This is a genomic window from Peptoniphilus sp. Marseille-Q6390 (assembly GCF_965119475.1).
Map to the genome: position 1 here is coordinate 1 of NZ_CBCPLS010000002.1, position 25056 is coordinate 25056.

Here is a 25056-nt window from a genome sequence, read left to right on the forward strand (position 1 = left end):
AAGTACAGATAGTAAAGACCAACTTGAATCATATAAATCGCAAGTTGATTATTACACAAATCTAATAAAAAATAATAAGAACTGGACTCTGGCTGGTATATATGCAGATGAAGCAACAACAGGAACAACTGCTACTAAAAGAGCAGATTTCATGAGGTTAATAAGTGATTGTCAAAATGGAGATATAGACATGATAATTACTAAATCTATATCAAGATTTGCTAGAAACACATTAGATACTTTGAAATATGTAAGGCTTCTAAAGGAAAATAACGTTGGTGTAGTATTTGAAGAAGAAAATATAGATACTTTGACAATGGATGGAGAGTTACTATTAACAATATTAAGTTCAGTAGCTCAACAAGAAGTAGAAAATACCTCAGCCCATGTGAAAAAAGGACTGAAAATGAAAATGGAAAAAGGGGAACTTATTGGCTTTCAAGGTTGCCTTGGATACGATTATGACCCCATAACAAAAAGCATCTCTATAAATGAAGAAGAAGCTAAAATTGTCAGATACATCTTTAAAAGATATTTAGAGGGCAATGGTGGCTCAGTCATTGGTAGAGAACTAGAAGAGCAAGGATATCCCACTCCTAGAGGTAAAACAAAATGGTCTGATACTACAGTGTTAGGAATAATTAAGAATGAAAAGTATATTGGCGATATACTAATGGGAAAGACCTTTACAGTTGATCCCATAACAAAAAGAAGATTAGCAAATTTTGGAGAATCTGATAAATATCACATTGAAAATCATCACGAGCCAATTATATCAAGAGAAGATTTTGAAAAGGCACAGGAGATTAGACTTAGGAGAGCACAAAACAGAAACACCATAGCTAACAAGGATAGAAAAAGAGAAAAACTATCAAGACAATATGCTTTTTCAAGTATGCTTGAATGTGGATTTTGTGGAGAAATACTTTCAAGAAGAACTTGGCATACAAGTTCAATTTACAAAAAAATAAACTGGCAATGTGTAAAATCAACTAAAAAAGGTAAAAAATATTGCCCTCATTCAAAGGGAATACAAGAAGCAGCAATAGAAAAAGCATTTGTTGAAAGCTATAGGCAATTATGCCATGCAGATTCAACAGTAATAGATGACTTTTTAAAGATTGTTGAAGAAGAAATAAATGATGAATCTTTAGCCAAGGATCTGAAAAAGATAGAAAATCATTTAAATAGAATCATTATTCAAGAAAGAAAGTTAGTTGATCTTCATTTAGAAGATAGTATAGACGAAGAAGTTTATGCTAAAAAGTATAAAAAACTTACAAAACAAAAAGAAGAATTACTTGATGAAAAGAAAACGCTGGAGCTAACTATCAAAGATGAAAACTCTATTAAAGAAAGACTAAAGCAATTTAAAAAGGTCTTAGAAAATAAAGAAATTATAGAGGAATTTAATAGAACAGTATTTGAAAGCATAGTTGATAAAGTCGTAGTGGGTAGAATTGATAAAGACGGAACAGTTCATCCTTATGACTTAACATTTTACTTCAAAACAGGAGTTAAAGATAGTCAAGATTCTAATAATTACAAAGATAAAAGAAAAAATGCCAAAGACAATGACAGTGATAAATTGTGCTCCCACAAAAATGACGAGGATAAAAAATTATGTTCCCAAGCAAAAGACAACGCACGCGGAATGTATTACTTTAATTTCTAGGATAGATTAACCAACTACAAAAATTTTTATTAATTAGGAAGTGAATATGGAAGGCAATTTTTTAGAAAATGTATGGATAGATTCAAAGATTATTGAAGATTGTATTATTGGTAGGGTTATGAATGTTGGTAAAATTTATGGGCTAAATAGTGCTTATGAAATATGGAATGAAGCAAATAATACTATATTAAATTGTAATGATAATAAAGAAAAGCTAAACCAGGGATTCTTATCTCTTAAAAGAGCCTTTAATGTAACGTCTATGGAGTTAAGAAAAAATTTAGGAATTGATAATATAAAATACAGCTCTAAAAAGAAAACTAAAGATTTTTTAGGAGATTTAGAATATTTTGAAATTATAAAAACGCTGACATTAAATAAGTATCTTAATCTTAGAAATCTTATAGAGCATGAAAATCATTCTCCACCTTCAGTTGAAGATTGCTTATCTTTATCAGAATATATATGGAATTATATTAGGAATACAGCTAATATTCTTAATCAATTTACAGAATATATTAGCATTACTAGAGATAATAATAAAATTTTATTTGAATATATTATAGAAGAAAAGAATAATATTTACTTTCCTCATTTGTATGTTACAGCTTTTGTAGAATCAAAATTTGTTTCATATCTCTTTAAAGAGAACTCAATAAATGTAGAAAAAATAAACTTGTTAAACAAATTTGATTTACAGAAAGAAATAGAGTTTGAAAAAGAATCTGAATATATAGACGATTTAAGGCATATTGCTATTAAAGGAGAAATTCTTGATCAAGATATCATTGCTGAGTACATTAAAGTATTGATTTTACCAGAATATGGAGGTTTAGATGACATATCAATCCAATCAATTTTCTGAAAAGTATGAGATAATTGATTTTGAAATTTTTTTAACGTCTGATTGTGAATATGATGATATTATGCTGGGAAGAATAGATTTTTTCGAATATTTATGGCAAGACGAGGTAGAAGTTAAAAAGTTTATAGCTAGTATAACCTTTTATATCTTTAATATTTATAATGTTGAAGATATGTTATTATTAGCCGATAGTATTTCTGGTGATTTAGAATATGTGGCAAGTGCTTATAACATTTACTGTAATGAAGTTGGAGGAATAGGATCCGTTGCTATAATAGATGATTTCAATCTAATAGATGATCCGAAAGATTTTTTTGAGAAAATACAAATGATTAAATACTTTTTAGAAAAAACAATAGAGAAATTACAAATAATAGGTACAGGGACATTGCTTTTTATGTCCAAGGCTTTGATTTTAGATCTTAACAAATCAGATAGAATATACTTAATAAATGAATTACTAGATATTAATTGCATACCAATATACCAAGATGAAAGTGATATTGTTTTAGCTAGGAATTTAGTTTAGACATTATAAGCTAAACAAATATTGATTAATGCTAGATATAGGGCTTAAAATAAAATTTATCATATAAAATTATCATATGAAGTGGAAAAAAGCTTAAATGCGAATATATTTCTATAAGATTAAGTTGGAATATAATTGGCAAACTTAAAGTAGCATGTAAATAATTAGGAGAAAAGATGACTAAAGAAATAAAAACAACAAAAGAAGAGATATATGATTATTGGTTTTCTAGAATTGATGAAAGCAATCTAAGTGTTGATGCATCGGAAGCATTAGAAAGATGTTGGAGATGTGGATCAAAAAGAAGACTGGAGAGATGTCATATAATTCCAAGATCTTTGGGTGGTGAAGATATTCCATCGAATTATGTCTTGCTTTGTAAAAGATGTCATTTAGAAAACCCTAATGTTTATGACCCTGAAATTATGTGGGATTGGCTTAAAGCATATAAGGAACCCTACTATGATACATTTTGGATAAACCGAGGCTTGGAAGAATATGAGAGAATCTATAAAAGTAAGTTTAAGGATGACATTGCCATATTTGATAAATTTATAACCGACAAGGAAGCTAAAGAAATTTTAGGGGAAGATATAGGTAGCTATGCTACTCATCATTTTGGACAAATGTATTTAAACTCTTCAACTATAGCTGGACTAATGAGGATTTTAATTAAAAAATTGAGAGAAAAGTATGAAATTGATTAAAATCCAATTTAAGTAGAAAAATTCCAGGGACTACTTTAGGAGTTCCTGGAATAAAATTTTTTAAAATTTGCTAATGGAAATTGTGAGATGAATATGATTAAGTATATAAAAAAACAGCCCACAATTTGTGAGCTGTTTTGAAAGTTTTAAATTTTTATAATCTTACATTAACTTTGAAACATTTCTTGCGTAGGCTATTGGGTCTTTTATTTCAAGTCCTGCAACAAGTCTTGCTCCATCGTATAGCATTTGTGTGTAAGTTTTGAATTCTTCTGAAGACTCGTCCATTTCCTTTAATTTTTTCACAGCAGGGTGGTTTGGATTTACTTCTAGGACCTTGTCTGCCTTAAAGCCTTGGTTGTTTGGCATGTGGCTAAGAGTTTTTTCCATTTCAATGGAGATTTCACCCTTGCTTGATAGGTAGGCTGCGTCATCTTTTAGATTTGGATTTTCTCTTATAGATGAAACTTCTCCCTTTAAGATGTCTTTCATCTTCTTTACATAGTCTTGTAAATTCTTTTCATCCTCTTCTTTGACTTCATCTGTTTCAGAAATAGACTTGAACTTCTTGTCGTCATATTCTTCTAGCATCTTGATGACAAACTCATCAATTGGATCTGTGAGGGCAAGGACTTCTATGTCCTTGTCAATAAAGTGTTTGATTTGTGGAAGGTCCTTAATAGCCTCGATTGATGAGCCATTTGCATAGTAGATGAAGTCTTGGTCTGGCAACATGTCCTTCCTGTACTCGTTAAAAGTAATATTTTCTCTTTTAGTAGTTGTGTAGATAAAGAGGTCCTTTAGCTTGTCCTTGTCTGCTCCATAATTTTCATATGCACCTGACTTTAGACTGACGCCAAAGTTTTTAAAGAATTCAGCGTACTTATCCCTATCGTTCTTAAGAATCTTTGCAAGTTCATCAAGGATTTTCTTTTCTATATTTTTCTTAATTAGTTGGAGTTCACGAGTTTTTTGTAGCATTTCACGTGAGATGTTAAGGGAAATATCCTCTGAGTCTACAACGCCCTTGATGAAGCTCAAGTAGTCTGGAAGTAGGTCTTCACATTTTTCCATAATTAAGACGCCGTTGGAGTAGAGTTCAAGTCCACCCTTCTTGTCTGGGTTTAAGAAGTCAAAAGGTCTCCTTGATGGAATGTATAAAATTGCCTTAAAGGAAATCATACCTTCTACAGAGATGTGGATGTGGGCAAGGGGATCTTCAAAGCCAAAGTGTCTTTGTCTGAAGAAGTTGTTGTAGTCCTCTTCCTTTAATTCATTTTTATTTTTTCTCCACATTGGGACAGAAGAGTTTAACACATCGTCTTCTCTGTAGGATTCAAACTTTGGATCATCTTCTGTTGAGTCGGCAGTTGGTCTTTTCTTTTCCACTTCCATCTTAATTGGATAGGAGATGTAGTTGGAGTAGTGGCTCACAAGTTCTCTTATCTTATATTCATCAAGATATTCATCATAATTTTCTTCTTTTGTGTTGTCTCTCAAGTGAAGAGTAATGATAGTACCGTGTTTGTCCTTTTCCGCATCTTCAATGGAATAGCCTTCTGCACCCTTGGACTTCCAAAGATGAGCTTTTTCTTCCTTGTAAGACCTAGTCAAGACAGAAATTTCATCTGCAACCATAAAGGCAGAGTAGAAACCAACACCAAACTGTCCAATGATTTCGTGGTCGGCATCTTTTTTGTTTAAGTTTTTAAAATCAAGGGATCCTGACTTAGCTATTGTTCCCAAGTTTTCTACAAGTTCTTCAGCAGTCATGCCAAGGCCACCGTCTTCTATTGTCAAAGTTCTCTTGTCCTTATCAGGAGTTATCCTAATGAAATAGTCTTCGTGGTTGAACTTAAGCTTGTCATCGTTTAAGGCGATGTAGTACATCTTGTCCATAGCATCTGATGCGTTGGAGATGAGTTCTCTTAGGAATATTTCTTTATTTGTGTAAATGGAATGAATCATCAAGTCCATTAATCTTTCTGTTTCGGCATTATATTTTTTATTTTGCATATTATCACCTTTCTTCATTAGCACTCGATATGTGCTTCTGCTAATAATATATATCTTTTTATTAAAATAGTCAAACCTTTGAAAATTATTTTGGGCTTATAGTTTTAAAATTTAAAGAGATAGAAATTTTTTTAATCTCGTGAAGTTTTTTTATTTTAAAATCAATATAAAAAAACTTCTTGACAAAATAAAATTGAAAGCCTATATTATATCTAAATAATAAACCGATAAAGAAGATTAGTAATTTTTATGGAGCTTTAAAGAGAGCGAGTCACATGGTGAGAGACTTGTAGGTGAAGTTTAAATGAATGGACTTCTGAGGGCGGGAAGAAATAAATCTTTGATTTAGAGTAATGCCCGACGGGACTTAGCCGTTAAAATAAGACCAATATGTTAGTATTGATGAGAGGGTGCTTTATGCAAATTTGGGTGGTACCGCAGAAGTTAAGACTTTTGTCCCATTAGGGATGGAAGTCTTTTTTTATTTCCATCCTTCTCTCATAGTGTGAGGAAAAGGAGAAAAAAATGAAAAAAATTTTAGTAGTATTGTCATTAGTTATGTTGTTAGTTGGATGTTCAAAGGGAAGCGGAGAAAAAACTTCTGATGGTGAGAAAGTTTATAAAATTGGAATTTTACAATTTGCCCAACATCCATCACTTGATAATTGTAGGGAAGGTTTCTTACAAGGACTTGAAGAAGAAGGATTTGTTGAAGGAAAGAATTTAGAAATTGATTACCAAAACGCCCAAGCAGATATAGGTATAGCAGCCCAAATAGCAAATGCCTTTGTGGGCAACAAGGTTGATATGGTAACAGCAATTGCCACACCAGCAGCCATGAGTGCCTACAACGCAACAATGAAAACAGACATACCAGTTGTCTACACAGCAATTACCGATCCTATTGTTGCTCAACTTGCAGATGAAAATAAAAAACCTCTTGGCAATGTAACAGGCACAAGTGACATCTTGCCAGTGGAAGCTCAATTAAAATTAATAAGAGAGATAATGCCGGAAGCAAAAAATCTTGGCATACTTCATACATCAAGTGAAGCAAACTCTGATTCAATGTTAAAAATCTACAAGGACCTTGCAGGCAAGTACGGCTTTACAATTGTTGACGAGGCTATAAACACTACAGCAGACATACCTCTAGCAACAGACAACTTACTTTCAAAAGTTGATGCAATTACAAATCTTTTGGATAACACAGTTGTGAATTCTCTTCCAACAATTTTAGACAAGGCCAATGCAAAGAAGATTCCAGTTTTTGGTTCTGAAGTTGAACAAGTAAATATGGGTTGCTTTGGTTCAGAAGGTATTGAATATGTTTCTCTTGGAAAGCAAACAGGTAAGATGGCTGCAAAAATTTTAAAAGGAGAAGCTAAGGCAAGTGAAATGCCTTTTGAAACTATTGAAAAGCCAAACCTATACTTAAACTCAAAGGTTGCTAAAGACCTTGGCATAGAAATACCAAAGGACCTACTTGATAGGGCAACAGAAAACATAACTGAAGTTATAATCCCTTCAGAAAAGTAGGTAAGCCATGGATATCTTAAGAGGAATAATTGAGCAGGGGCTGACTTATAGTTTCTTAGCCCTTGGTCTTTATATTGCTTACAGCATCTTGGACTTCCCAGACTTAACAGTTGACGGGTCCTTTCCGCTGGGAGCAGCAGTAACAGTCTTTGCAATCCTAAGGGGAGTGAATCCTGGCCTTGCCCTTGTAATGAGTTTCTTGGCTGGAGCTATTGCAGGTTCCTTGACAGGCCTTATACACATAAAGCTAAAGGTAGAAGACCTACTTGCAGGTCTTATTATGCAAACTGCCCTATGGACTATTAATTTAAAAATTGCAGGTAAAGCCAACGTGCCAATCTTTAATGAGGCAACAATTTTTTCTACTGGACTTGCAAGACTTGTGCCCGAAAATTTAAAAGATTTTGACTTGCTCCTTGTTATGATTCCTTTTGTTCTTGTGATGAAAATTATCTTAGATTATTTTTTAAAGACCAAGGCTGGATTTATTTTAAAGGCTTGTGGCGACAACGAAAGCCTCGTTAGGACCATGGCAGTTGACCCAGGCAGGGTAAAGATTTGTGGCCTTGCACTTTCCAATGGACTTGTGGCTTTAAGCGGGGCTATAGTTTGTCAAGAGCAAAGATTTTTTGAAGTTTCCATGGGAACTGGGTCCATGGTAATGGGTCTTGCGGCAGTGGTCCTTGGGATGAAACTCCTTGAGAGCCTGGACTTTATGAAGGACACAAGTAAGGTTTTAGTGGGATCAATTCTCTACAAGGCATCAATTGCCCTTGCAATTGCCCTTGGTTTTTCGGCAAATTCAATGAAACTTATAACAGCAGCAATCTTCCTTGTGATTTTAATCGCAGGAAGGGGAAAGAGAAAGAAGGTCCATCATGCTTGAGTTGAAATCAATTGACAAAACCTTTAACATTGGAACAGCTAATGAGAATAAACTTTTTTCTGGCTTTGACCTAAGCCTTCCCAAGGGACAATTCCTTAGCATCATTGGGTCTAATGGGTCAGGCAAGTCCACTCTTTTAAATATAATTTGCGGGTCTCTAAGAGAAGACTCGGGAGAAATTTTAATAGACGGAGAGAACCTAAAAAAGATTCCTGAGCACAAGAGATACGTCAAGATGGGAAGAGTTTTTCAAGATCCAAAGATGGGAACTTCGCCAAAGATGACAATTTTAGAAAATATGTCCATGGCGGAAAATAAAAACAAGTCATGGAACTTGACTCCAGGAGTAAATAAAAAGAAGAGAGAAATCTATAGGGATACATTAAGAGGTCTTGGCCTTGGACTTGAGGATAAGTTAGATGACAAGGTTGGACTCCTATCAGGTGGTCAAAGACAAGCTCTTGCCCTTATAATGGCAACTCTTGTTCCCATAGACTTTTTAATTTTAGACGAGCATACAGCAGCTCTTGACCCCAAGACAGCAGACACAGTTATGGCAATCACAGATAAGCTCGTGAGAGAAAAAAACTTGACTGCCCTTATGGTAACCCACAACTTAAATTATTCACTTAAGTATGGGGACAGGCTCATAATGATGCACAAGGGAGAAAAGATTATGGACTTAGCTGGCGAAGAAAAGAAAAATCTTAAGCTAGATTCCATCTTAGATAAATTTTATGAAATATCTATAGAGGTAGGGAATTCTCTATAAGGAAAAGAAAATAATTTTTGACAAAGAAAAAGCCATGGATAAGTCCATGGCAATTTTTTTAGATTAAATTTTTATTTATAACTTAGTTTGGAATATATTTTTTGTTTGCCTTGCCTAGCTCGTGTTGAGCCATAGTTGACACAACAGTGTAAACAAGAATTGATGCCAAGTTGGCAGTTACAGAGTCGTGGTCGAATCTTGGTGAAACTTCGCAAATGTCAAAGCTCATTGGCTTGCCAGATGAAAAGACGTGTTTTAAAAGTAGGATTACTTTTTCTGGATCAACTCCCAAGGCTTGAGGAGCAGAAACTCCTGGTGCATAGGAAGATGTGAAGCAGTCCATACAAATTGTTACATATAGGTGGTCTTGCTCATGGATATATTCGTCAAGATGTTGGACAATATCAAATAAGTTGCCGTTGATAAGGTCCTTACCTAAGACATAAGTAACGCCCAACTTTTCTGCAGTTCTAAATAGGGAAAGAGTGTTGGAGTGTTTTTGAATTCCCATTACATAGTAGGCATATTGAGTTCCCTTTTCACGAGTGTAGTCGGCGATTTGCCTAAACATAGTTCCACTTGTACCAGTTCCCTTTTCATAAGGTCTAAGGTCAAAGTGGGCATCGAAATTTAAAATTCCAAGCTTGTTGTCTTCTCTGTCGTCAAGAAAAGTGCTAATTCCCTTGTAGTGACCAAAGGCAGTTTCGTGACCGCCACCAAGGACTAGGGGGAATAAGTTTAACTCAAGAACCCTATCAACAGCCTTAGCAAGTTCGTCTTGGCTGGCTTCAAGAGTTGTGTACTTACTTGTCACGTTACCGCAGTCAAAGATCTTAACTTCTTTAGAAAATTGACATGGAAGTTTTGCAAGTTCCTTTCTTATAGCAGCAGGACCAGCAGCAGCTCCGAACCTTCCCTTGTTAAGCTCAATACCTTGGTCAGATTCAAAACCTACAATACCAAAGCCAAGCTTGCCTTCGAAAGGAGTTAAGCTTTCATCGTTTAGGTCAAGGGGTTTAACCCATTGGTGCCACCTAAAAGATTCGTAGTCGTTTTCATCGTCAACTCTGCCAGACCATATAGTCATTTCTTGTGGACTATAATAATTTATCATTTTACACCTCAGTTTACTTTGTTTTTTGGATTTTTACCATTTTTAAAGTCAATTAAATTGTCTTTTGCATTTTCGCCCATCTCAAGCCTTGCTTCAAAAGTTGCGTTGCCAAGGTGAGGGGCAAGGATTACATTGTCAAGGTCCATAAGTTTATCATTTACTCTTGGTTCAAACTCATAGACATCAAGGGCAGCTCCTGCTATTACATTTTCTATTAGTGCATCAGCAAGGGCATCTTCATCAACAATTGGACCTCTTGACGCATTTATTAATATAGCAGATTTTTTCATCATTTCAAGTTCTTTTTTTGAGATCATGTGGCGAAGGTCTGGCACAAAAGCTGTGTGAAGACTTAAAAAGTCTGCGGACCTTATTACTTCATCTTTATCTAAGTATTCTATGTCAAATTCTTTTTCAAAGTCTTCTTTTCTTGTTCGTGAATAATAAACAACCTTCATCTCAAAGGCTCTTGCCCTCTTAGCAAGATTTTTTCCAATGTTGCCAAGTCCAATTATGCCAAGAGTTTTTCCCTTAAGTTGACTTCCAAGATAAAATGTTGGTCGCCAGCCATAAAATTCTCCAGCCCTAGTAACCTTGTCGCCAGATACAATTTTTCTTGCAGCAGCAAGCATAAGTCCAAAGGCAAGTTCAGCTGTTGACACAGCAGATGCAGGAGCAGGTGCGTTTGTAACAACAATTCCTTTTTCTCTTGCGTAATCAATATCTATATTGTCGAAGCCAGCTCCGTAGTTGGCAATAATTTTTAAATTGTCGCCAGCATCAATGACTTCTTTGTCGATTTTATCTGAAAGAGGACATAGAAGGGCATCTTGTCCCTTTATCATTTCAATAATTTCTTCTTTCTTTAGTGGAACATTGGAGTCGTGGTAGCTTATTTCAAAATTTTTGTCTAGATCATCGTAAATTTTTTTTGGAATATTACTTGTAATCAATAATTTCACAAAATCACCTCTGCCTACATTTTATCATAGTGAGATTAAATGTAAAAAAATATTAGGTCACAAGTAAAGTGAAGAGAAAAATTATAAAAATTCAAATTGATTTTATTAGACTTAGAAACTTTAAAAAATTTATATCTTCCTATATAATAGTTAAGATTATAGATAGAAAGATTAAGAGGTGATTAAGTGCAAAACAATGAAAATAAATTGGGGACCATGTCAATCCCAAAACTTTTATTTCAAGTTTCCTTTCCAATTGTAATTTCTATGTTCATCCAGTCTATGTACAACTTGGTGGACTCCTACTACATTGGAAAGATTAACGAAGAAGCCTTCACTGCCATAGCAATTGCCTTTCCAATACAAAATATAATGATAGGAATTGGAGTTGGGACAGGAGTTGGTATGAACTCACTGATCTCAAGATACTTGGGAGAGAAGAACTTTGACAGGGCCAACAAGACAGCAGAGAATGGACTTACACTTGCCCTCTTATATGGCCTACTTCTATTTATCTTGTCAAGATTTTTACCAAGACCCTTTGTGTCAGCCCAAACAACAAATGAAAATATAATTAAGTATGGCGTGGACTATCTTCAAATTGTAATGGGCTTATCCATAGGCGTCTTTACACAAATATTTTTGGAGAGAACTCTTCAGTCAACGGGAAGAACAGTCTTTACTATGCTCACACAATTAATTGGAGCTGTCTTAAATATAATTCTCGACCCAATTTTTATTTTTGGTTACTTTGGACTACCAGCCATGGGTGTAAAGGGTGCAGCAGTTGCTACAGTGACGGGACAAATAATTGGAGCAATTTGCGGGGCCTTCTTCCAACATAAGTTTAACCCAGACATAACAATGAAGAAGCTTTCCCTTAATCCAAAAATTATCAAGGGCATTTACATCGTTGGAATTCCATCCATGATAACAATAACAATCCAGTCCTTTACAATATATGTACTAAACAAGATGCTATCAGAGATTTCCACATCAGCCATAGCAGCGCTTGGAGCCTACTTCAAGGTTCAGTCCTTTGTCTTTATGCCAATCTTTGGTATCAACAACGGACTTGTCCCAATAATTGCCTACAACTATGGAGCCAAAAACAAGGAGAGAATTATAAAGTCAATAAAGCTGGCAATGATAACAGTAACTGTAATGACATTAATAGTCTCAGGCTTAATAATGTCCTTCCCAAGAGAAATTTTAAAAATCTTTTCTGCATCAGGCAAGATGTTAGAGATAGGAATACCAATGCTTAGGATTTGTGCTTTGTCTTACATCTTTGCAGGCATATCCATAGTGGGAGCCAGTGTCTTCCAAGCCTTTGGCAATGGAATATTGGCACTACTTGACTCAATCCTAAGACAAATTATTATCCTACTGCCAGTTGCCTATATAGCTGTCACATATTTTACAGTTAACGAGATATGGTGGGGATATGTAATAGCAGAGATAGGTTCAGTATTTTTTATAGCATATTTTATGAATACCTTTGTTAGAGGAAAAATAGAAGCAATTTGATGTCTAAATTAGCTTAAATGTTGAAAAAAATTTGAATTTGAGGTATTATGAACTTAATTTAAATATCCAGGAGGAAAAGCATGGCAAAAGCAAAATTTGAAAGAAATAAACCACACGTAAACATTGGAACAATTGGTCACGTTGACCACGGTAAGACAACACTAACAGCTGCAATCACACTTGTAATGAACAAGAGATACGGCGGAGGAGAATTCGTAGACTACGCACACATTGACAAAGCACCAGAAGAAAGAGAAAGAGGAATCACAATCTCAACATCACACGTAGAATACGAAACAGCAAACAGACACTACGCACACGTAGACTGCCCAGGACACGCTGACTATGTAAAGAACATGATCACAGGAGCAGCACAAATGGACGGAGCGATCCTAGTAGTATCAGCAGCGGACGGTCCAATGCCACAAACAAGAGAACACATCCTACTAGCAAGACAAGTTGGTGTACCAAAGATAGTAGTATTCCTAAACAAAGAAGATCAAGTAGACGATCCAGAACTAATTGAATTAGTAGAAATGGAAGTAAGAGACCTACTAAGTGAATATGACTTCGATGGAGACAACACACCAATCGTGGTAGGATCAGCATTAAAAGCCCTAGAAGATCCAGAAGGAGAATGGGGAGACAAAATAGCAAAACTAATGGAAGAAGTAGACGAATACATCCCAACACCAGTAAGAGATACAGAACACCCATTCCTAATGCCAATCGAAGACGTATTCTCAATCACAGGAAGAGGAACAGTAGCAACAGGAAGAGTAGAACAAGGTGTAGTAAAAGTAGGAGACACAGTAGAACTAGTAGGCTTAACAGACGAAAGCAGACAAGTAGTAGTAACAGGTGTAGAAATGTTTAGAAAACAACTAGACCAAGCAGAAGCAGGAGACAACATCGGAGCCCTACTAAGAGGAGTACAAAGAGAAGAAATCCAAAGAGGACAAGTACTAGCAGCACCAGGAACAATCAAACCACACACAAAATTTGAAGCAGAAGTATACGTACTAACAAAAGAAGAAGGTGGAAGACACACACCATTCTTTAACGGATACAGACCACAATTCTACTTCAGAACAACAGACGTAACAGGAGACATCCAACTAGCAGACGGAGTAGAAATGGTAATGCCAGGAGATAACTCAACATTTACAGTAACACTAATCACACCAATCGCAATGGACGAAGGACTAAGATTCGCTATTCGTGAAGGTGGAAGAACAGTAGCATCAGGAGTAGTATCAAAGATTCTTGACTAATCCTTGGATTACAAAATAATAAAAAATTAGAGGGAGTTAATGCTCCCTCTTTTTTGTGCAAACCTTTAAACAAAAATAAACCACCTTGCATAGGTGGTTTAAAATTTTTAAAGCTACTTATAACTTGCTACGAGTTGGATTTCTACTGGGGCATTGCCTGGTAGGGTCATTACACCTAGGGCTGCTCTTGCGGAAATGCCTTTTTCTCCTAGGGCTTCGAATAGATAGTTCGATCCTAGGTCTGCTATCTTTGAGTGGGCTGTGAATCCTTCTTCGGCGTTTACATAGACTGTCATATTAATTATTTCTTCTAAGTCTTCTCCCTCTTCTAAAGTATTTATTATTGCTGTAAGAGCATTCTTTGTTGCTTGGACTACAGCTTCTTGATAAAAAGAAATTTCTTTGTCTCTTGTAACTTTTCCTTCTAAGATTAATTTGCCATCGAGTCTTGGCGTCATACCTGCTGAGTAGATGAATCCATTAGACTTTTTGGCTGGCAAGTATCTTCCTTGTGGTATTGGATTTTTTTCCATTCCTATCACCTCTCCTTCATTATAGCAAGTCTTTGACTTGTTCACTGAATTTTATTTTAAATTTCTATATGTTAGAATGAAATGATGGAGGAATTATGAATATATACAAGGGATTAGATAAATATAAATTAAGAATTGTTGTTGTCATCCTTCTTACCTTTGGCAATGCGCTTGGGGAACTTTTTCTTCCTAAGCTTATGAGTCTTGTAATTGATAAGGGGGTTGCCTATGGAGACACGGATTATGTCTTAAAGATTGGCGGCGTCATGATTATTGTCGTGATTTTTACTGTTATGTGCAGGGCTTCTGCTGCTTATCATTCTTCTAAGACTACTATGGCCTTCTCCCGAGACCTAAGGTACAAACTTTTTAAAAAAATTAATTACCTGAGCTTTGATGATGTGGAACATTTTTCTATTTCATCGCTTATCACAAGGACAACTGATGACGTCAACCAAGTTGAGCAAATGGTACTAATGGGACTTAGACCTCTTGTTAGGGGTCCCCTTATGTTTATTGGTGGTCTCATCATGGCTCTCTCAACTAACGTCAAGTTGTCGGCAGTCTTTCCCATTACAATTCCCTTTATTGGAATTGGGATTTACTTTGTCTTTAAGAAGGGCCTTCCTTATTTTCCAATTTTGCAAAGAAGGCTTGACAAGTTAAATGAACTTTTTAGGAGGAGACTAACTGGCGTCAGAGTTATTAGAGCCTTCTCAAAGGATGCTTACGAGGAAGAAATATTTGACGAAGCCAATCTTTCTTATCAAGAAATGGCAGCTAAGGTGAACAAACTTCTTGTCAATGTGAGACCTATGTTGGGGACGATTTTAAATTTTGGAATTATTTTTGTCCTCTACTTTGGTGCTAAGCTTATCGACATAAGGGAGATGGGGATAGGGGACCTAATGGCCTTCATCCAATACATCACCCAAGTCCTATCTGCCATGATAATGATGAGTTTTCTCTTGTCACTTCTTCCAAGGACCTTTGCTTCCATGGAGAGGATCAACGAAGTCTTGGAATACGAATCAACAAAAACTGGTGGAGATAAAAAATTATCTGGAGATATTTATGAGATTGAGGCGAAAAATCTTTCTTTTGCTTATCCCGATGCATCTCAAAGGGTTTTAAATGACATAAGTTTTGACGTGAAGAAGGGGGAAACTCTAGGCATCATTGGAGGAACTGGGTCAGGCAAGTCAAGCCTTTTAAGACTTTTACTTCAATTTTACGAGCCAGGTGATGGAGAGCTCTTCTTAAATGGAAGAAATATAAAGACTTTAAACAATTATGAGGTCAGGGACAAGATTTCTTATGTGCCACAAGAGAATTTCTTTTTCTCAAAAACTGTTGCAGAAAACTTATCCTATGCCAAGGAAGATGCTGAGGATGAAAAAATGATAGCGTCTTTAAAAAATGCAAGAGCCCATGAATTTTTAGGTGACAAGCCTTTGGAGAAGAAAATCTCTAGAGCTGGAAGGAACCTTTCAGGTGGTCAAAGGCAAAGACTTGCTATGGCGAGGGCTCTTACTCGTGATGCATCAGTCTACCTCTTCGACGACTCCTTCTCGGCTCTTGATTACAAGACGGACTACGAGCTTAGACAACTTTTGAAGAAGAGGCTTAAAGATAAAATTGTAATTGTTGTTGCCCAAAGGGTTGCTACAATTTTAAATGCAGATAAGATTTTAGTCTTAGAAGATGGCAGGGTGGCAGGCTATGGCAACCACCAAGACCTAATGAAGACCAACGAAGTTTATAGGGAAATCGCAATTAGTCAGGGGCAAGCTTATGAAGAAGAATAATAACACACTTTTGAGGATAATTTCATATTTAAAAGCCTATAAGTTCTTTCTCTTCCTTGCAATTTTTCTCACAATTGGTTCGTCGATTTTTGAAATTTTTTCTCCAAAACTCATGGGGAATATCACAACGAGAATTTTTGAAAATATAAAAATGAATACGAGGATTGACTTCGATTATGTTATAAAGATTTGCATTATTCTTGCGGTGGTTTACCTCTTACAAGGAGTTTTTGAATTCTTCAGGGGAAGGATTTTAGTAGATGTAACCCAAGACTTAATTGCAAAGTTCAGGAGAGAAATTTCTGAAAAGGTAAAGTACATCCCAACTTCTTATTACGACAAAAACAAGACTGGGGACCTCTTGTCCAGGATGACCAACGATGTTGAGACTCTTGGCAAGAACTTGCAACAGACAATTTCATCAATCCTTTCTTCAATTGTATTAATAGTGGGAATTTTGACAGTTATGATAAAAATTTCTCCAATTTTGACCTTGGTATTTTTATTTACCCTACCCATGACTTACTTTTCTACGAAATTTATTTCAAAGAAGTCTCAGGGATATTTTAGGAGAAAGTCACAAGGACTTGGGTCCATGGTTGGCTTTGTTGAAGAAAACTTCTCAGGATCAGAACTCATCAAGGCCTTTAATTATGAAGGAAGAGCAGAGAGAGAATTCTTGGACATCAATGAAAACCTCTATGAGGTTAGCTACCGAGCATCCTTTATGACGGGGATCATGCTGCCAATTATGACCTTTATTTCTAACCTTGGCTATGTAATGCTTTCTATTGTTGGAGGACTCCTTGTCCTATCTGGTAAATTATTTGTTGGGGACATCCAGGCGGTTATCCAATACGTTAGGAGACTGGCAAACCCAATAGAGCAGTTGGCAGAGATGGCTTCAATCTTTCAAGCATCAATTGCTGCTGCCGAAAGAATTTTTGAATTTCTAGACCAAGAGCCAGAAGAAGAAATTGTTACAGAGGAAATAAAAAGACCAGTGGAAGACATTGCCTTTGATGAGGTTTACTTTTCCTACGACAAGAAGACTCCTGTCATCAATAACTTAAACCTTCAGGTTGAGAAAAACAAAACTGTTGCCATAGTTGGGTCAACTGGAGCTGGCAAGACAACTATTGTAAATCTTTTAATGAGGTTTTATGATATTGATAGGGGAAGCATAAAAATTAATGGAGTAGACATTAAGGACGTCTCAAGGAAGAACTTGAGGTCCATCTTTGGTATGGTCCTTCAAGACTCTTGGCTCTTTAGGGGGACAATTTACGACAACATTCTCTATGGAAGGCAAGATGCCACAAGAGAAGAGGTCATTGAAGCAGCTAAGAAGGCCTACTGTCACTCCTTTATTCAGAAGCTTCCAAGAGGCTACGACACAGGCTTAAATGAAGAGGCGTCAAATATTTCTCAAGGACAGAGACAGCTTCTTACAATTGCAAGGGCCCTCTTGTCAGATCCAGAAATTTTAATTTTAGACGAGGCAACTTCATCAGTAGATACGAGGACAGAGGCACTTATTCAAAAGGCCATGAAGAATCTTTTAAAGGAAAGAACAAATTTTGTCATTGCCCACAGACTTTCCACTATTGTGAACTCTGATATGATTTTGGTCCTAGACAAGGGCGACATTGTGGAAAAGGGAAATCACAAGGAACTTCTTGCAAAAGATGGAATTTATGCAGAACTTTACAATTCACAGTTTAAAAACTAGGAGGAATTATGAAAGATTTTATATTTAATGTAAGTACGAAGATTCTTTTTGGAAGAGACCAAATGAAAAACTTGGCTTCTGAAATAAAAAAACATGGGTCAAGAGTTTTACTTGCCTATGGGGGAGGCTCAATTAAGAAAAGTGGTCTTTACGATGAAGTTGTAAAGATTTTTGAAGAAAATGACATCTTTTACAAGGAACTTGCTGGCATAGAACCAAATCCAAGAGTTGACTCAGCAAGAGAAGGAGTAAAGATTGCAAGAGAAAATAATCTTGACTTCATCTTGGCAGTTGGTGGCGGATCTGTAATCGACCTTTCAAAATTAGTTGCAGGAGCAGTCTTCCTTGACTGCGACCCTTGGGACATTGTAATTAAGAAGGCAAAAATCGAAAAGGCACTTCCAATTGGAACTATCTTAACTCTTGCAGCGACAGGTTCAGAGATGGATGCAGGTGGAGTTATAACAAACTTAGAGACAAATCAAAAGTTAGGTTTTGGTTCAGCTTACACTCTTCCAAAGTTTTCGATTTTGAATCCAGAGACAACTTACTCTGTAAATGCTAAGCACACTGCAGCAGGTATAGCTGACATTATGAGCCACACTATGGAAAATTATTTCACTCTTGGTGACGGAGCTTACATGCAAAATAGACTTGCTGAAGGAATCTTAAAAACTTGTATCCACTACGGACCAATAGCCATGGAAGAGCCAGAGAATTATGAAGCGAGAGCAAACATTATGTGGGCTTCATCTTGGGCAATCAATGGACTACTTTCAACAGGCAAGGCAACAGCCTGGTCAGTTCACGCAATGGAACACGAACTTTCTGCCTTCTACGACATAACTCATGGAATTGGACTTGCTATCTTGACACCAAGATTCTTGAACCACATCCTAAGTGAAGAAACTGTAGACATGATTAGGGACTTTGGTATAAACGTATTTAACATTGCACCATCTGATAACAAGATGAATGATGCTAAGAAGGCAATATCCTACCTTCACGCCTTCTTTGAACAAGATATGTGTATTCCAATGACACTTGGAGAAGTTGGAATTGATGATGAAAAACTAGAAATTATGGCTGAAGCTGCAGCAAGACATGCTGGCGGAACAATAAAAGGCGTAGTTGAACTTACAAAGGACGACGTCCTAGAAATATATAAAGCCTCACTATAAGAATTAAATAAAAAATAAAAAACTATTTAGGAGAAAGAATCTTAAATAGTTTTTTTGTAAAATTTATACATTTAAAGTAGAAAATATATTATAATTTTCATGATACTAATTATCAAATCACAAAAAATTAGGAAGTAGTATTCAATGAGTGACGAAAAAATTTTAAGGCAACTTAAAGCAAGCTGAACTTAATTTTATTTTCCAAGGAGAAGGTCACAAGGAAAGGAATAATAAATGACTAAGGGAATAAAAAAATCTTTAATATTTATTATAATTATTATTTTGTGGCAGGCTCTTTCCATGATGAATATATGGAGCGAATACATACTTCCATCACCAGGAAGGGTATTGGTCACAGGTCGGGAAATGTTTTTAGACGGATCAATATTCAGAGATATCTTAATTAGTCTCAAGAGAGTCTTCACAGGATTTACAATAGCCTTTATACTTGCAAGTTTTTTTGCAAGCTTATTTTTAATTTATCCCAAGACTAGCATATACTTTGAGGGGATTTTTGAGTTTTTAAAAAATGTTCCGCCCCTTAGTCTTGTCCCCATACTTATATTGTGGGTTGGGATTGGAGAAGGAACAAAAACTGTTATTATTGTTCTTGCATCCTTCTTCCCCCTATTTTTAAATATACAAAAAGGATTTATGGTAGTTGACCCCGACCTCTTAGAGGTTGGCGATGTGTTTTCCTACAACAAATTTGAGAAATTTATAAAAATTTCTGTCCCTTGTGCCCTAAAGGATATTTTTGTGGGAATGAGAATTGCCTTGGGATACAGTTGGAGGTCCATTATAGCTGCCGAGATGATTGCAGCATCAAGTGGACTTGGCTATATGATAAACTTTGCAAGGCAGATGTCTCGCATAGACAGGGTAATAGTTGGCATAATTATGATAGGTTGCATTGGATACTTGACAGACTTTATTTTTGTTAAGATAGCAACTAGGTGCTTAAAGGGAGATCTTCGCAATGAATGGTATAATTCTTAAAGATGTTTGCAAAAATTATATGCTGGGCAACGAAGAGATCCAAGTCATAAAAAACTTAAACTTAGAACTCAAGCCCAATGAGAGGACGGTTTTAATTGGGGAGTCAGGCTGTGGCAAGTCAACCCTTTTGAAATTAATTTCTGGACTTGAAGAAGTTTCATCAGGCGAGATTGACACCAATAAGCTTTCCACTTCTATGGTCTTCCAAAACACAAGACTTTTCCCTTGGAAGAATGTAAGAGAAAATATAGAGTTTTCTCTCAAAAACAAAAGGGATGACAAGCTTGTTGATGAGTGGATAAAAAAAATAAAACTTGCTGGATTTGAAGGAGCCTATCCTTCACAACTTTCTGGTGGAATGCAGAGTAGGGTCAGCATAGCCAGAGCCCTAGTTGCAAAGAAAGATTATCTATTAATGGACGAGCCCTTTGCATCTATAGATGGATTTACAAGAAAGGAAATGCAAAAAGAACTTTTAAATCTCTTCCAAGAGGAAAAAGTTGGATTTCTCTTTGTAACCCACTCAATAGAAGAGGCACTTGTAATGGGGACTAGGATATTAATAATGAAGCAGGGCAAAATCGTGGACGACTTTTATCTTGAAGATAGAAAAATGAAAAGCGATGAACTAAAGGAACATTTTAACGAGTTAATTAAAGGAGAAAAAAATGAAAAAATTAGCTAAGATAGGATTGATTTTAATGTCACTACTTTTACTTGCAGGATGTGGCAAGAGTGACAACAAGAAGGAAGAAGACAAGGGAGACAAATTATCCCTAAATGAATTAAACATAACTTATGTAACATCACCACTTAATGTGCCTTCAATAGTTGAAAAGGAAATGGGAATCTTCGAAAAGGCTATGCCAGGAGTAAAGGTAAACTACAAGGAGATAACAAGTGGAGCAGACCAAACTCAAGCACTTGCATCAGGAGATGTTGATGTATTATATGCCCTAGGTGGATCATCTGCAATTCTTGCTAAGGCAAATGGAGTTGACCTAAAGGTTTTAAATATGTACTCAAGAGCTCCTGAAGCCTTTGGACTATATTCAAAGGATGCAAGTCTAACAAGTCCTGAGTCTTTAAGGGGCAAAAAAATTGCTGGACCTACAGGAACAAACCTACACGAACTTTTAGTTGCCTACTTAAAACAAGCTAATATGTCAATTGATGATGTAGAGTATCTTAACATGTCAATTCCAGATGCAGCAGCTGCTCTTGAATCAGGTGCAATTGATGTTGCAATGTTAGGTGGACCAGCAGGCTATAAGGCTGTGAAGTCAGGTAAGCACGAAGTGACAAATGGTAAGGGCCTTATAGATGCAATAATTTGTGTTGCAACATCTGAAAAATTCTACAATGAACACAAGGATGTAATTGACAAGCTAATGGAAGGACAAAAGGAAATTGCTGACTACATGGCAAAAAATGAAAAGGAAACAAGGGATCTTGTTATGAAGACCCTATCTATTGACGAAGAAGCTTACGACACAATGTATAAGATGTACGACTTCTCAACAGAAATTACCGACAAGGACAAGGAAGGTTTCGAAAGAACAAAGAACTTTATGCTTGATACAAAGATGATTGATAAGGATGTAGATATCAATTCACTCTTTATAAAATAAAATTTTTAAAATTGGGCGAGCTTAGGCTCGTCTTTTTTTATTATTGGATTTTGAAATTTTATAATTTGCTAGTAATGAATTTAAAATTCTTATCTCGTGAATAATTTTGGATTTTCAAAAAGGCTTGTAAAGACGGATTTAAATTATTAGGGCTTTTAAAATTTTAAATAAAAATTATAAAAAATTGCAAGAAAAAAGAGCTATGATAACTTCATAGCCCTTTTATATTAAACTTAAGCTTCTACTGAGTTTTCCCAAAGTCCGTGAATGTTACAGTAGCTTAGAGCGTAAACTTCGCCGCCCTTGTCAGTCTTAACTGCTGCTTCAACACATGGAACTGTGAATAGGTCTGCTTCGCCGTGAGCAGCAAATTCATAAGAACCAACTTCAACTGGGAATTTTTCTCCTTCAGGTTTGAAGAATACTTTGATCCAAGCGATGTGGTGTTCAAGTGTGTTAGGATGTTCGATTTCTTCTCCAACTAAAGCCTTAATCTTTAGAAGACCATCAGCTCTTTCAACGTGGATTACAGGAACGTGCTTTTCAGCTTTCCAATCAGCAGTTTGTACTGTTTCAGTTAATTTCATTTTATATTACCCCCAATAAATATTTTACAAGTCTATTATACCCTAATTAAATAAATTATCACATTGATTTTAAAGTAAGGAAAAATATTTTCATATTTAGTATAATGGAAGCGAGGTGTAAAATGGAAAACATAAAATTAATCGCAACTACTAATATGGGACTCGAGGCAGTTACAAAAAGAGAACTCCTCGACCTTGGTTACGAAGACTTAGAAGTTAGCGATGGAAAAATAAAAATTTCTTGCCAGCTAAAGGACATTGCCATTTTAAATTTAAGACTTAGGACGGCAGAGAGAGTCTTACTATTAATCGACTCCTTTAGGGCAGAGACCTTTGAAGAATTATTTGACAAGGTCTTCGAGATAAGGTGGTGGGACTACATCGCAGAAGATGATCAGTTCATCATCCAGGGAAGGAGTAGGAAGTCAAAACTATTTTCTATCTCTGACTGCCAAAGAATTACAGAGAAGGCAATAATCGAAAAATTAAAAATGAAATACAAGGTCTCCTGGTTCGAAAAGTCTGGCCCAAGAGTTAAAATCGAAGTGTCACTTTTAAATGACATTGCAGAAATTACCATGGACACATCAGGCGAGGGCCTTCACAAGAGGGGCTACAGAGAAGTAAACTACAAGGCGCCACTTTCAGAAACTATTGCAGCATCTCTTGTTAAACTAACTTTTTGGAATAAGGACAGGATTCTTGCAGACCCATTCTGTGGCTCAGGCACAATTCCTATAGAAGCAGCCATGATAGAAAAAAATATTGCGCCAGGACTTATGAGAGACTTCGACTTTGTGAAATTTAAATTCTTTGACGAAGACATTTATAAAGAAGAAAAGAAGAAGTGCTACTCAGAAATAAACTACGATGAAAAATTAGAAATTCTTGCATCAGACGTCTCTCACAAGGCAATCCAAATCGCCAAAGCAAATGCAGAAATCTTGGGACTAGATGAGGACATTTCCTTTTTCCAAAAGGACATAAGGGACTTGGACCTTCCAGATGAATACGGAGTTATAATAACTAACCCACCTTATGGAGAGAGAATTGGAAAAGAAGATGTAGACGAGCTCAACAAAGAGCTTGGAGAACTTGCAAGATCACTAAAGACTTGGTCCTATTATATAATCACAGCCAACGAAAACTTCGAGAAAAACTTTGGCAAAAAAGCCGACAGAAATAGAAAATTATACAACGGAAGACTAAAGACCTACTACTACCAATACTATGGTCCAAAGCCAAGAAGATAATTGTTTAGTGGGACTTCATTTGTTATACTGAAAGCATTGATGAAAGGATGGTGACTCATGGTAGACAAAATGGAAAGAGAAAAAATTGACGAAAATGTAGACTTTCAAGTTCTAAATTCCATTGCGGACCTTGTTAGGGTCCTAGACTATAAGGAAAAAGTTGTCTTTGTTAACAAGGCCATGGAAGATCTCTTGGGTTACGATCCAGATAAAAAAGTCTGCATACTTGGGGAAGACCTCTTTGATCCAGAGATCACCAAGAGAGCCCTAATGAGCGGCGAAGTCATCCAAAGGGAAGAAAATATTGGGAGCATGGTCTTTTCTGTTAAGTGCTCGCCGATAATTAACAAGAAGGGAGAAATCCTTGGCGTTGTAGAAGTTTTTAGGAACGTGACTATGGCAAGGAAACTTCAAAAGGAACTCATAGACAAGAATAGGTTTATGACCAACGAAACTAACGCAGCTTCCCTTATACAAAAGAAGGTCCTTCCAGACAAGGGCTTTATAAAAAACTTAAAGGTCAACTACCTCTACAAACCTTCAACAATTTTAAGTGGAGACATGTTTGACGTCTTCCAAATAGATGACGATAACATAGGAATGTACATCGCAGACTCAGTGGGTCACGGCTTCGCAGCCTCTATGGTAACAATGTTTATTAAGTCAATGGTGAGGACCCTTGACAAGTCAGTCCAAAACTCTCCAAAGAAAACTTTGACAGAACTTTGTAAGAGGTTCACAGGTCTAAAGCTTGAGATCGAAAATTACTTCACATGTTTTTATGGAGTTTATAATTTAAAGAAGAGAAGCTTCACCTTCTCCAACGCAGGCCACTTGCCATTGCCCCTAAGAGTTAGGAACAGGGAGGCCATAAGTCTTGAGTCCAGAGGTTATCCAATCTCAAGATTTTTCGCAAAGCCTGACTACGAAGAAAAGGAAATAAAACTTTACGCTGGCGACTACCTCCTATTTATGACTGATGGAGTTGAAGAAGCGAGGAACCCATCCAAGGAAGCCTTTGGTCACAAGAGAGTCTTGGACATAGTTTCCAATTACAACAGCGATATACTTGATAAGATAAATAATGAATTAGAAGAGTTTACAGATGGCCCACAAGTTGACGACATATCAATGTTACTTGTTAGTGTTTGGTAAGCTATTAAGAAGTAAAAATTTATAAAATATTTTCGGCAATCTCAGGATTGCCTTTTTTATTTGTATTTTTTAGCGTTTAGTGATTAATTAATTTTTATTTTTTATTAAGTCCTAGCTTATGAAAAATTATTTTTGATTTGCTAGGGAGAAGCTCACGAAAATTTATTTATGACTTAACAAATAGTTTAAGAAAAAGATACACTCGCATAGGTTTACCTACTTAATGTTACAAAAGAATTAAATTTATTAAAAATTTGTAAATTATAATGTAATTTCAGTTGATATGGGTATAATAGAGTCAAGGAAAA

The 25056-nt window shown here is 35.9% G+C and carries 22 protein-coding genes and 1 other annotated feature; of the genes, 17 read left to right on the forward strand and 5 right to left on the reverse strand.

All coding sequences use genetic code 11. The features are described 5' to 3' along the window. The 4 genes from ACWPVO_RS05880 to ACWPVO_RS05895 form a co-directional block, all read left to right on the forward strand. Positions 1-1675, forward strand: a 1675-nt coding sequence (locus ACWPVO_RS05880; RefSeq protein WP_454207201.1) for a recombinase family protein, incomplete at its 5' end; no start/stop codon positions are given. Between the two features lie 46 nt (positions 1676-1721). Beyond that, on the forward strand, positions 1722-2540 hold the full coding sequence (locus tag ACWPVO_RS05885; RefSeq protein ID WP_454207203.1) for a hypothetical protein: 819 nt from the start codon (positions 1722-1724) through the stop codon (positions 2538-2540). Further along, a complete protein-coding gene (locus tag ACWPVO_RS05890) occupies positions 2512-3069 on the forward strand; it encodes a hypothetical protein (RefSeq protein ID WP_454207205.1) in 558 nt (185 codons plus the stop codon). The genes ACWPVO_RS05885 and ACWPVO_RS05890 overlap by 29 nt, the downstream gene beginning before the upstream one ends. A gap of 176 nt (positions 3070-3245) precedes the next feature. Continuing rightward, positions 3246-3776 carry an HNH endonuclease signature motif containing protein gene (locus ACWPVO_RS05895; protein ID WP_270675687.1) on the forward strand — a complete coding sequence of 177 codons (531 nt, stop codon included), beginning with the start codon at positions 3246-3248 and terminating at the stop codon, positions 3774-3776. 162 nt (positions 3777-3938) lie between these two features. Here the strand turns inward: ACWPVO_RS05895 and htpG are convergent, their stop codons facing one another. Then, positions 3939-5792, reverse strand: coding sequence for a molecular chaperone HtpG (gene htpG, locus ACWPVO_RS05900; RefSeq protein ID WP_454207207.1), 1854 nt, complete (start codon positions 5790-5792; stop codon positions 3939-3941). A gap of 218 nt (positions 5793-6010) precedes the next feature. After that, positions 6011-6256: a binding site (T-box leader), on the forward strand. A 61-nt stretch (positions 6257-6317) separates the two neighbouring features. Between htpG and ACWPVO_RS05905 the strand changes: the two genes are divergently transcribed. The 3 genes from ACWPVO_RS05905 to ACWPVO_RS05915 are packed head-to-tail and all read left to right on the forward strand — an operon-like array spanning position 6318 to position 8989. Further along, on the forward strand, positions 6318-7331 hold the full coding sequence (locus tag ACWPVO_RS05905; RefSeq protein ID WP_454207209.1) for an ABC transporter substrate-binding protein: 1014 nt from the start codon (positions 6318-6320) through the stop codon (positions 7329-7331). Positions 7332-7338: 7 nt separating this feature from the next. Continuing rightward, positions 7339-8217: an ABC transporter permease gene (locus ACWPVO_RS05910; protein ID WP_454207211.1), complete on the forward strand. Its 879-nt coding sequence runs from the start codon at positions 7339-7341 to the stop codon at positions 8215-8217. Beyond that, positions 8210-8989, forward strand: coding sequence for an ABC transporter ATP-binding protein (locus ACWPVO_RS05915; RefSeq protein ID WP_454207213.1), 780 nt, complete (start codon positions 8210-8212; stop codon positions 8987-8989). The genes ACWPVO_RS05910 and ACWPVO_RS05915 overlap by 8 nt, the downstream gene beginning before the upstream one ends. A gap of 82 nt (positions 8990-9071) precedes the next feature. On the opposite strand, the gene hutG is transcribed toward ACWPVO_RS05915, so the two are convergent. Both hutG and ACWPVO_RS05925 read right to left on the reverse strand, forming a co-directional pair. Further along, positions 9072-10103 (reverse strand): formimidoylglutamase, encoded by a 1032-nt coding sequence (hutG, locus tag ACWPVO_RS05920; RefSeq protein ID WP_454207215.1) that lies wholly within the window; start codon positions 10101-10103, stop codon positions 9072-9074. Between the two features lie 8 nt (positions 10104-10111). Further along, on the reverse strand, positions 10112-11065 hold the full coding sequence (locus ACWPVO_RS05925) for a 2-hydroxyacid dehydrogenase family protein (RefSeq protein ID WP_454207217.1): 954 nt from the start codon (positions 11063-11065) through the stop codon (positions 10112-10114). 186 nt (positions 11066-11251) lie between these two features. Between ACWPVO_RS05925 and ACWPVO_RS05930 the strand changes: the two genes are divergently transcribed. Together ACWPVO_RS05930 and tuf are read left to right on the forward strand one after the other, a co-directional pair. Continuing rightward, positions 11252-12595, forward strand: coding sequence for an MATE family efflux transporter (locus tag ACWPVO_RS05930; RefSeq protein WP_454207219.1), 1344 nt, complete (start codon positions 11252-11254; stop codon positions 12593-12595). Between the two features lie 80 nt (positions 12596-12675). Further along, complete coding sequence (gene tuf / locus ACWPVO_RS05935; RefSeq protein WP_454207221.1) at positions 12676-13869, forward strand: elongation factor Tu; 1194 nt, start codon at positions 12676-12678, stop codon at positions 13867-13869. Between the two features lie 113 nt (positions 13870-13982). Here the strand turns inward: tuf and ACWPVO_RS05940 are convergent, their stop codons facing one another. Further along, positions 13983-14402 carry a RidA family protein gene (locus ACWPVO_RS05940; protein ID WP_454207223.1) on the reverse strand — a complete coding sequence of 140 codons (420 nt, stop codon included), beginning with the start codon at positions 14400-14402 and terminating at the stop codon, positions 13983-13985. A gap of 95 nt (positions 14403-14497) precedes the next feature. Here ACWPVO_RS05940 and ACWPVO_RS05945 point away from each other — a divergent pair, with 95 nt between their 5' ends. The 6 genes from ACWPVO_RS05945 to ACWPVO_RS05970 all read left to right on the forward strand — a co-directional run bounded on the left by ACWPVO_RS05945 (position 14498) and on the right by ACWPVO_RS05970 (position 21753). After that, a complete protein-coding gene (locus tag ACWPVO_RS05945; RefSeq protein WP_454207225.1) occupies positions 14498-16210 on the forward strand; it encodes an ABC transporter ATP-binding protein in 1713 nt (570 codons plus the stop codon). Next, entirely contained in the window at positions 16197-17942 is a 1746-nt protein-coding gene (locus ACWPVO_RS05950; protein WP_412428354.1) for an ABC transporter ATP-binding protein, read from the forward strand. Before ACWPVO_RS05945 ends, ACWPVO_RS05950 begins: the two co-directional genes overlap by 14 nt. A gap of 8 nt (positions 17943-17950) precedes the next feature. Continuing rightward, positions 17951-19123, forward strand: coding sequence for an iron-containing alcohol dehydrogenase (locus ACWPVO_RS05955; protein ID WP_413013745.1), 1173 nt, complete (start codon positions 17951-17953; stop codon positions 19121-19123). A gap of 234 nt (positions 19124-19357) precedes the next feature. Further along, entirely contained in the window at positions 19358-20122 is a 765-nt protein-coding gene (locus tag ACWPVO_RS05960; protein ID WP_148464731.1) for an ABC transporter permease, read from the forward strand. Beyond that, entirely contained in the window at positions 20103-20807 is a 705-nt protein-coding gene (locus ACWPVO_RS05965; protein ID WP_454207229.1) for an ABC transporter ATP-binding protein, read from the forward strand. Before ACWPVO_RS05960 ends, ACWPVO_RS05965 begins: the two co-directional genes overlap by 20 nt. After that, positions 20791-21753: an ABC transporter substrate-binding protein gene (locus tag ACWPVO_RS05970; protein WP_148464729.1), complete on the forward strand. Its 963-nt coding sequence runs from the start codon at positions 20791-20793 to the stop codon at positions 21751-21753. The genes ACWPVO_RS05965 and ACWPVO_RS05970 overlap by 17 nt, the downstream gene beginning before the upstream one ends. Positions 21754-21986: 233 nt before the next feature. Here the strand turns inward: ACWPVO_RS05970 and ACWPVO_RS05975 are convergent, their stop codons facing one another. Further along, a complete protein-coding gene (locus tag ACWPVO_RS05975; protein ID WP_005957250.1) occupies positions 21987-22340 on the reverse strand; it encodes a class II SORL domain-containing protein in 354 nt (117 codons plus the stop codon). A gap of 122 nt (positions 22341-22462) precedes the next feature. Between ACWPVO_RS05975 and ACWPVO_RS05980 the strand changes: the two genes are divergently transcribed. Beyond that, positions 22463-23593, forward strand: a complete 1131-nt coding sequence (locus tag ACWPVO_RS05980) for a THUMP domain-containing class I SAM-dependent RNA methyltransferase (protein WP_195445533.1) — start codon at positions 22463-22465, stop codon at positions 23591-23593. Between the two features lie 57 nt (positions 23594-23650). Further along, complete coding sequence (locus ACWPVO_RS05985) at positions 23651-24748, forward strand: SpoIIE family protein phosphatase (protein WP_454207233.1); 1098 nt, start codon at positions 23651-23653, stop codon at positions 24746-24748. Positions 24749-25056: the final 308 nt, after the last annotated feature.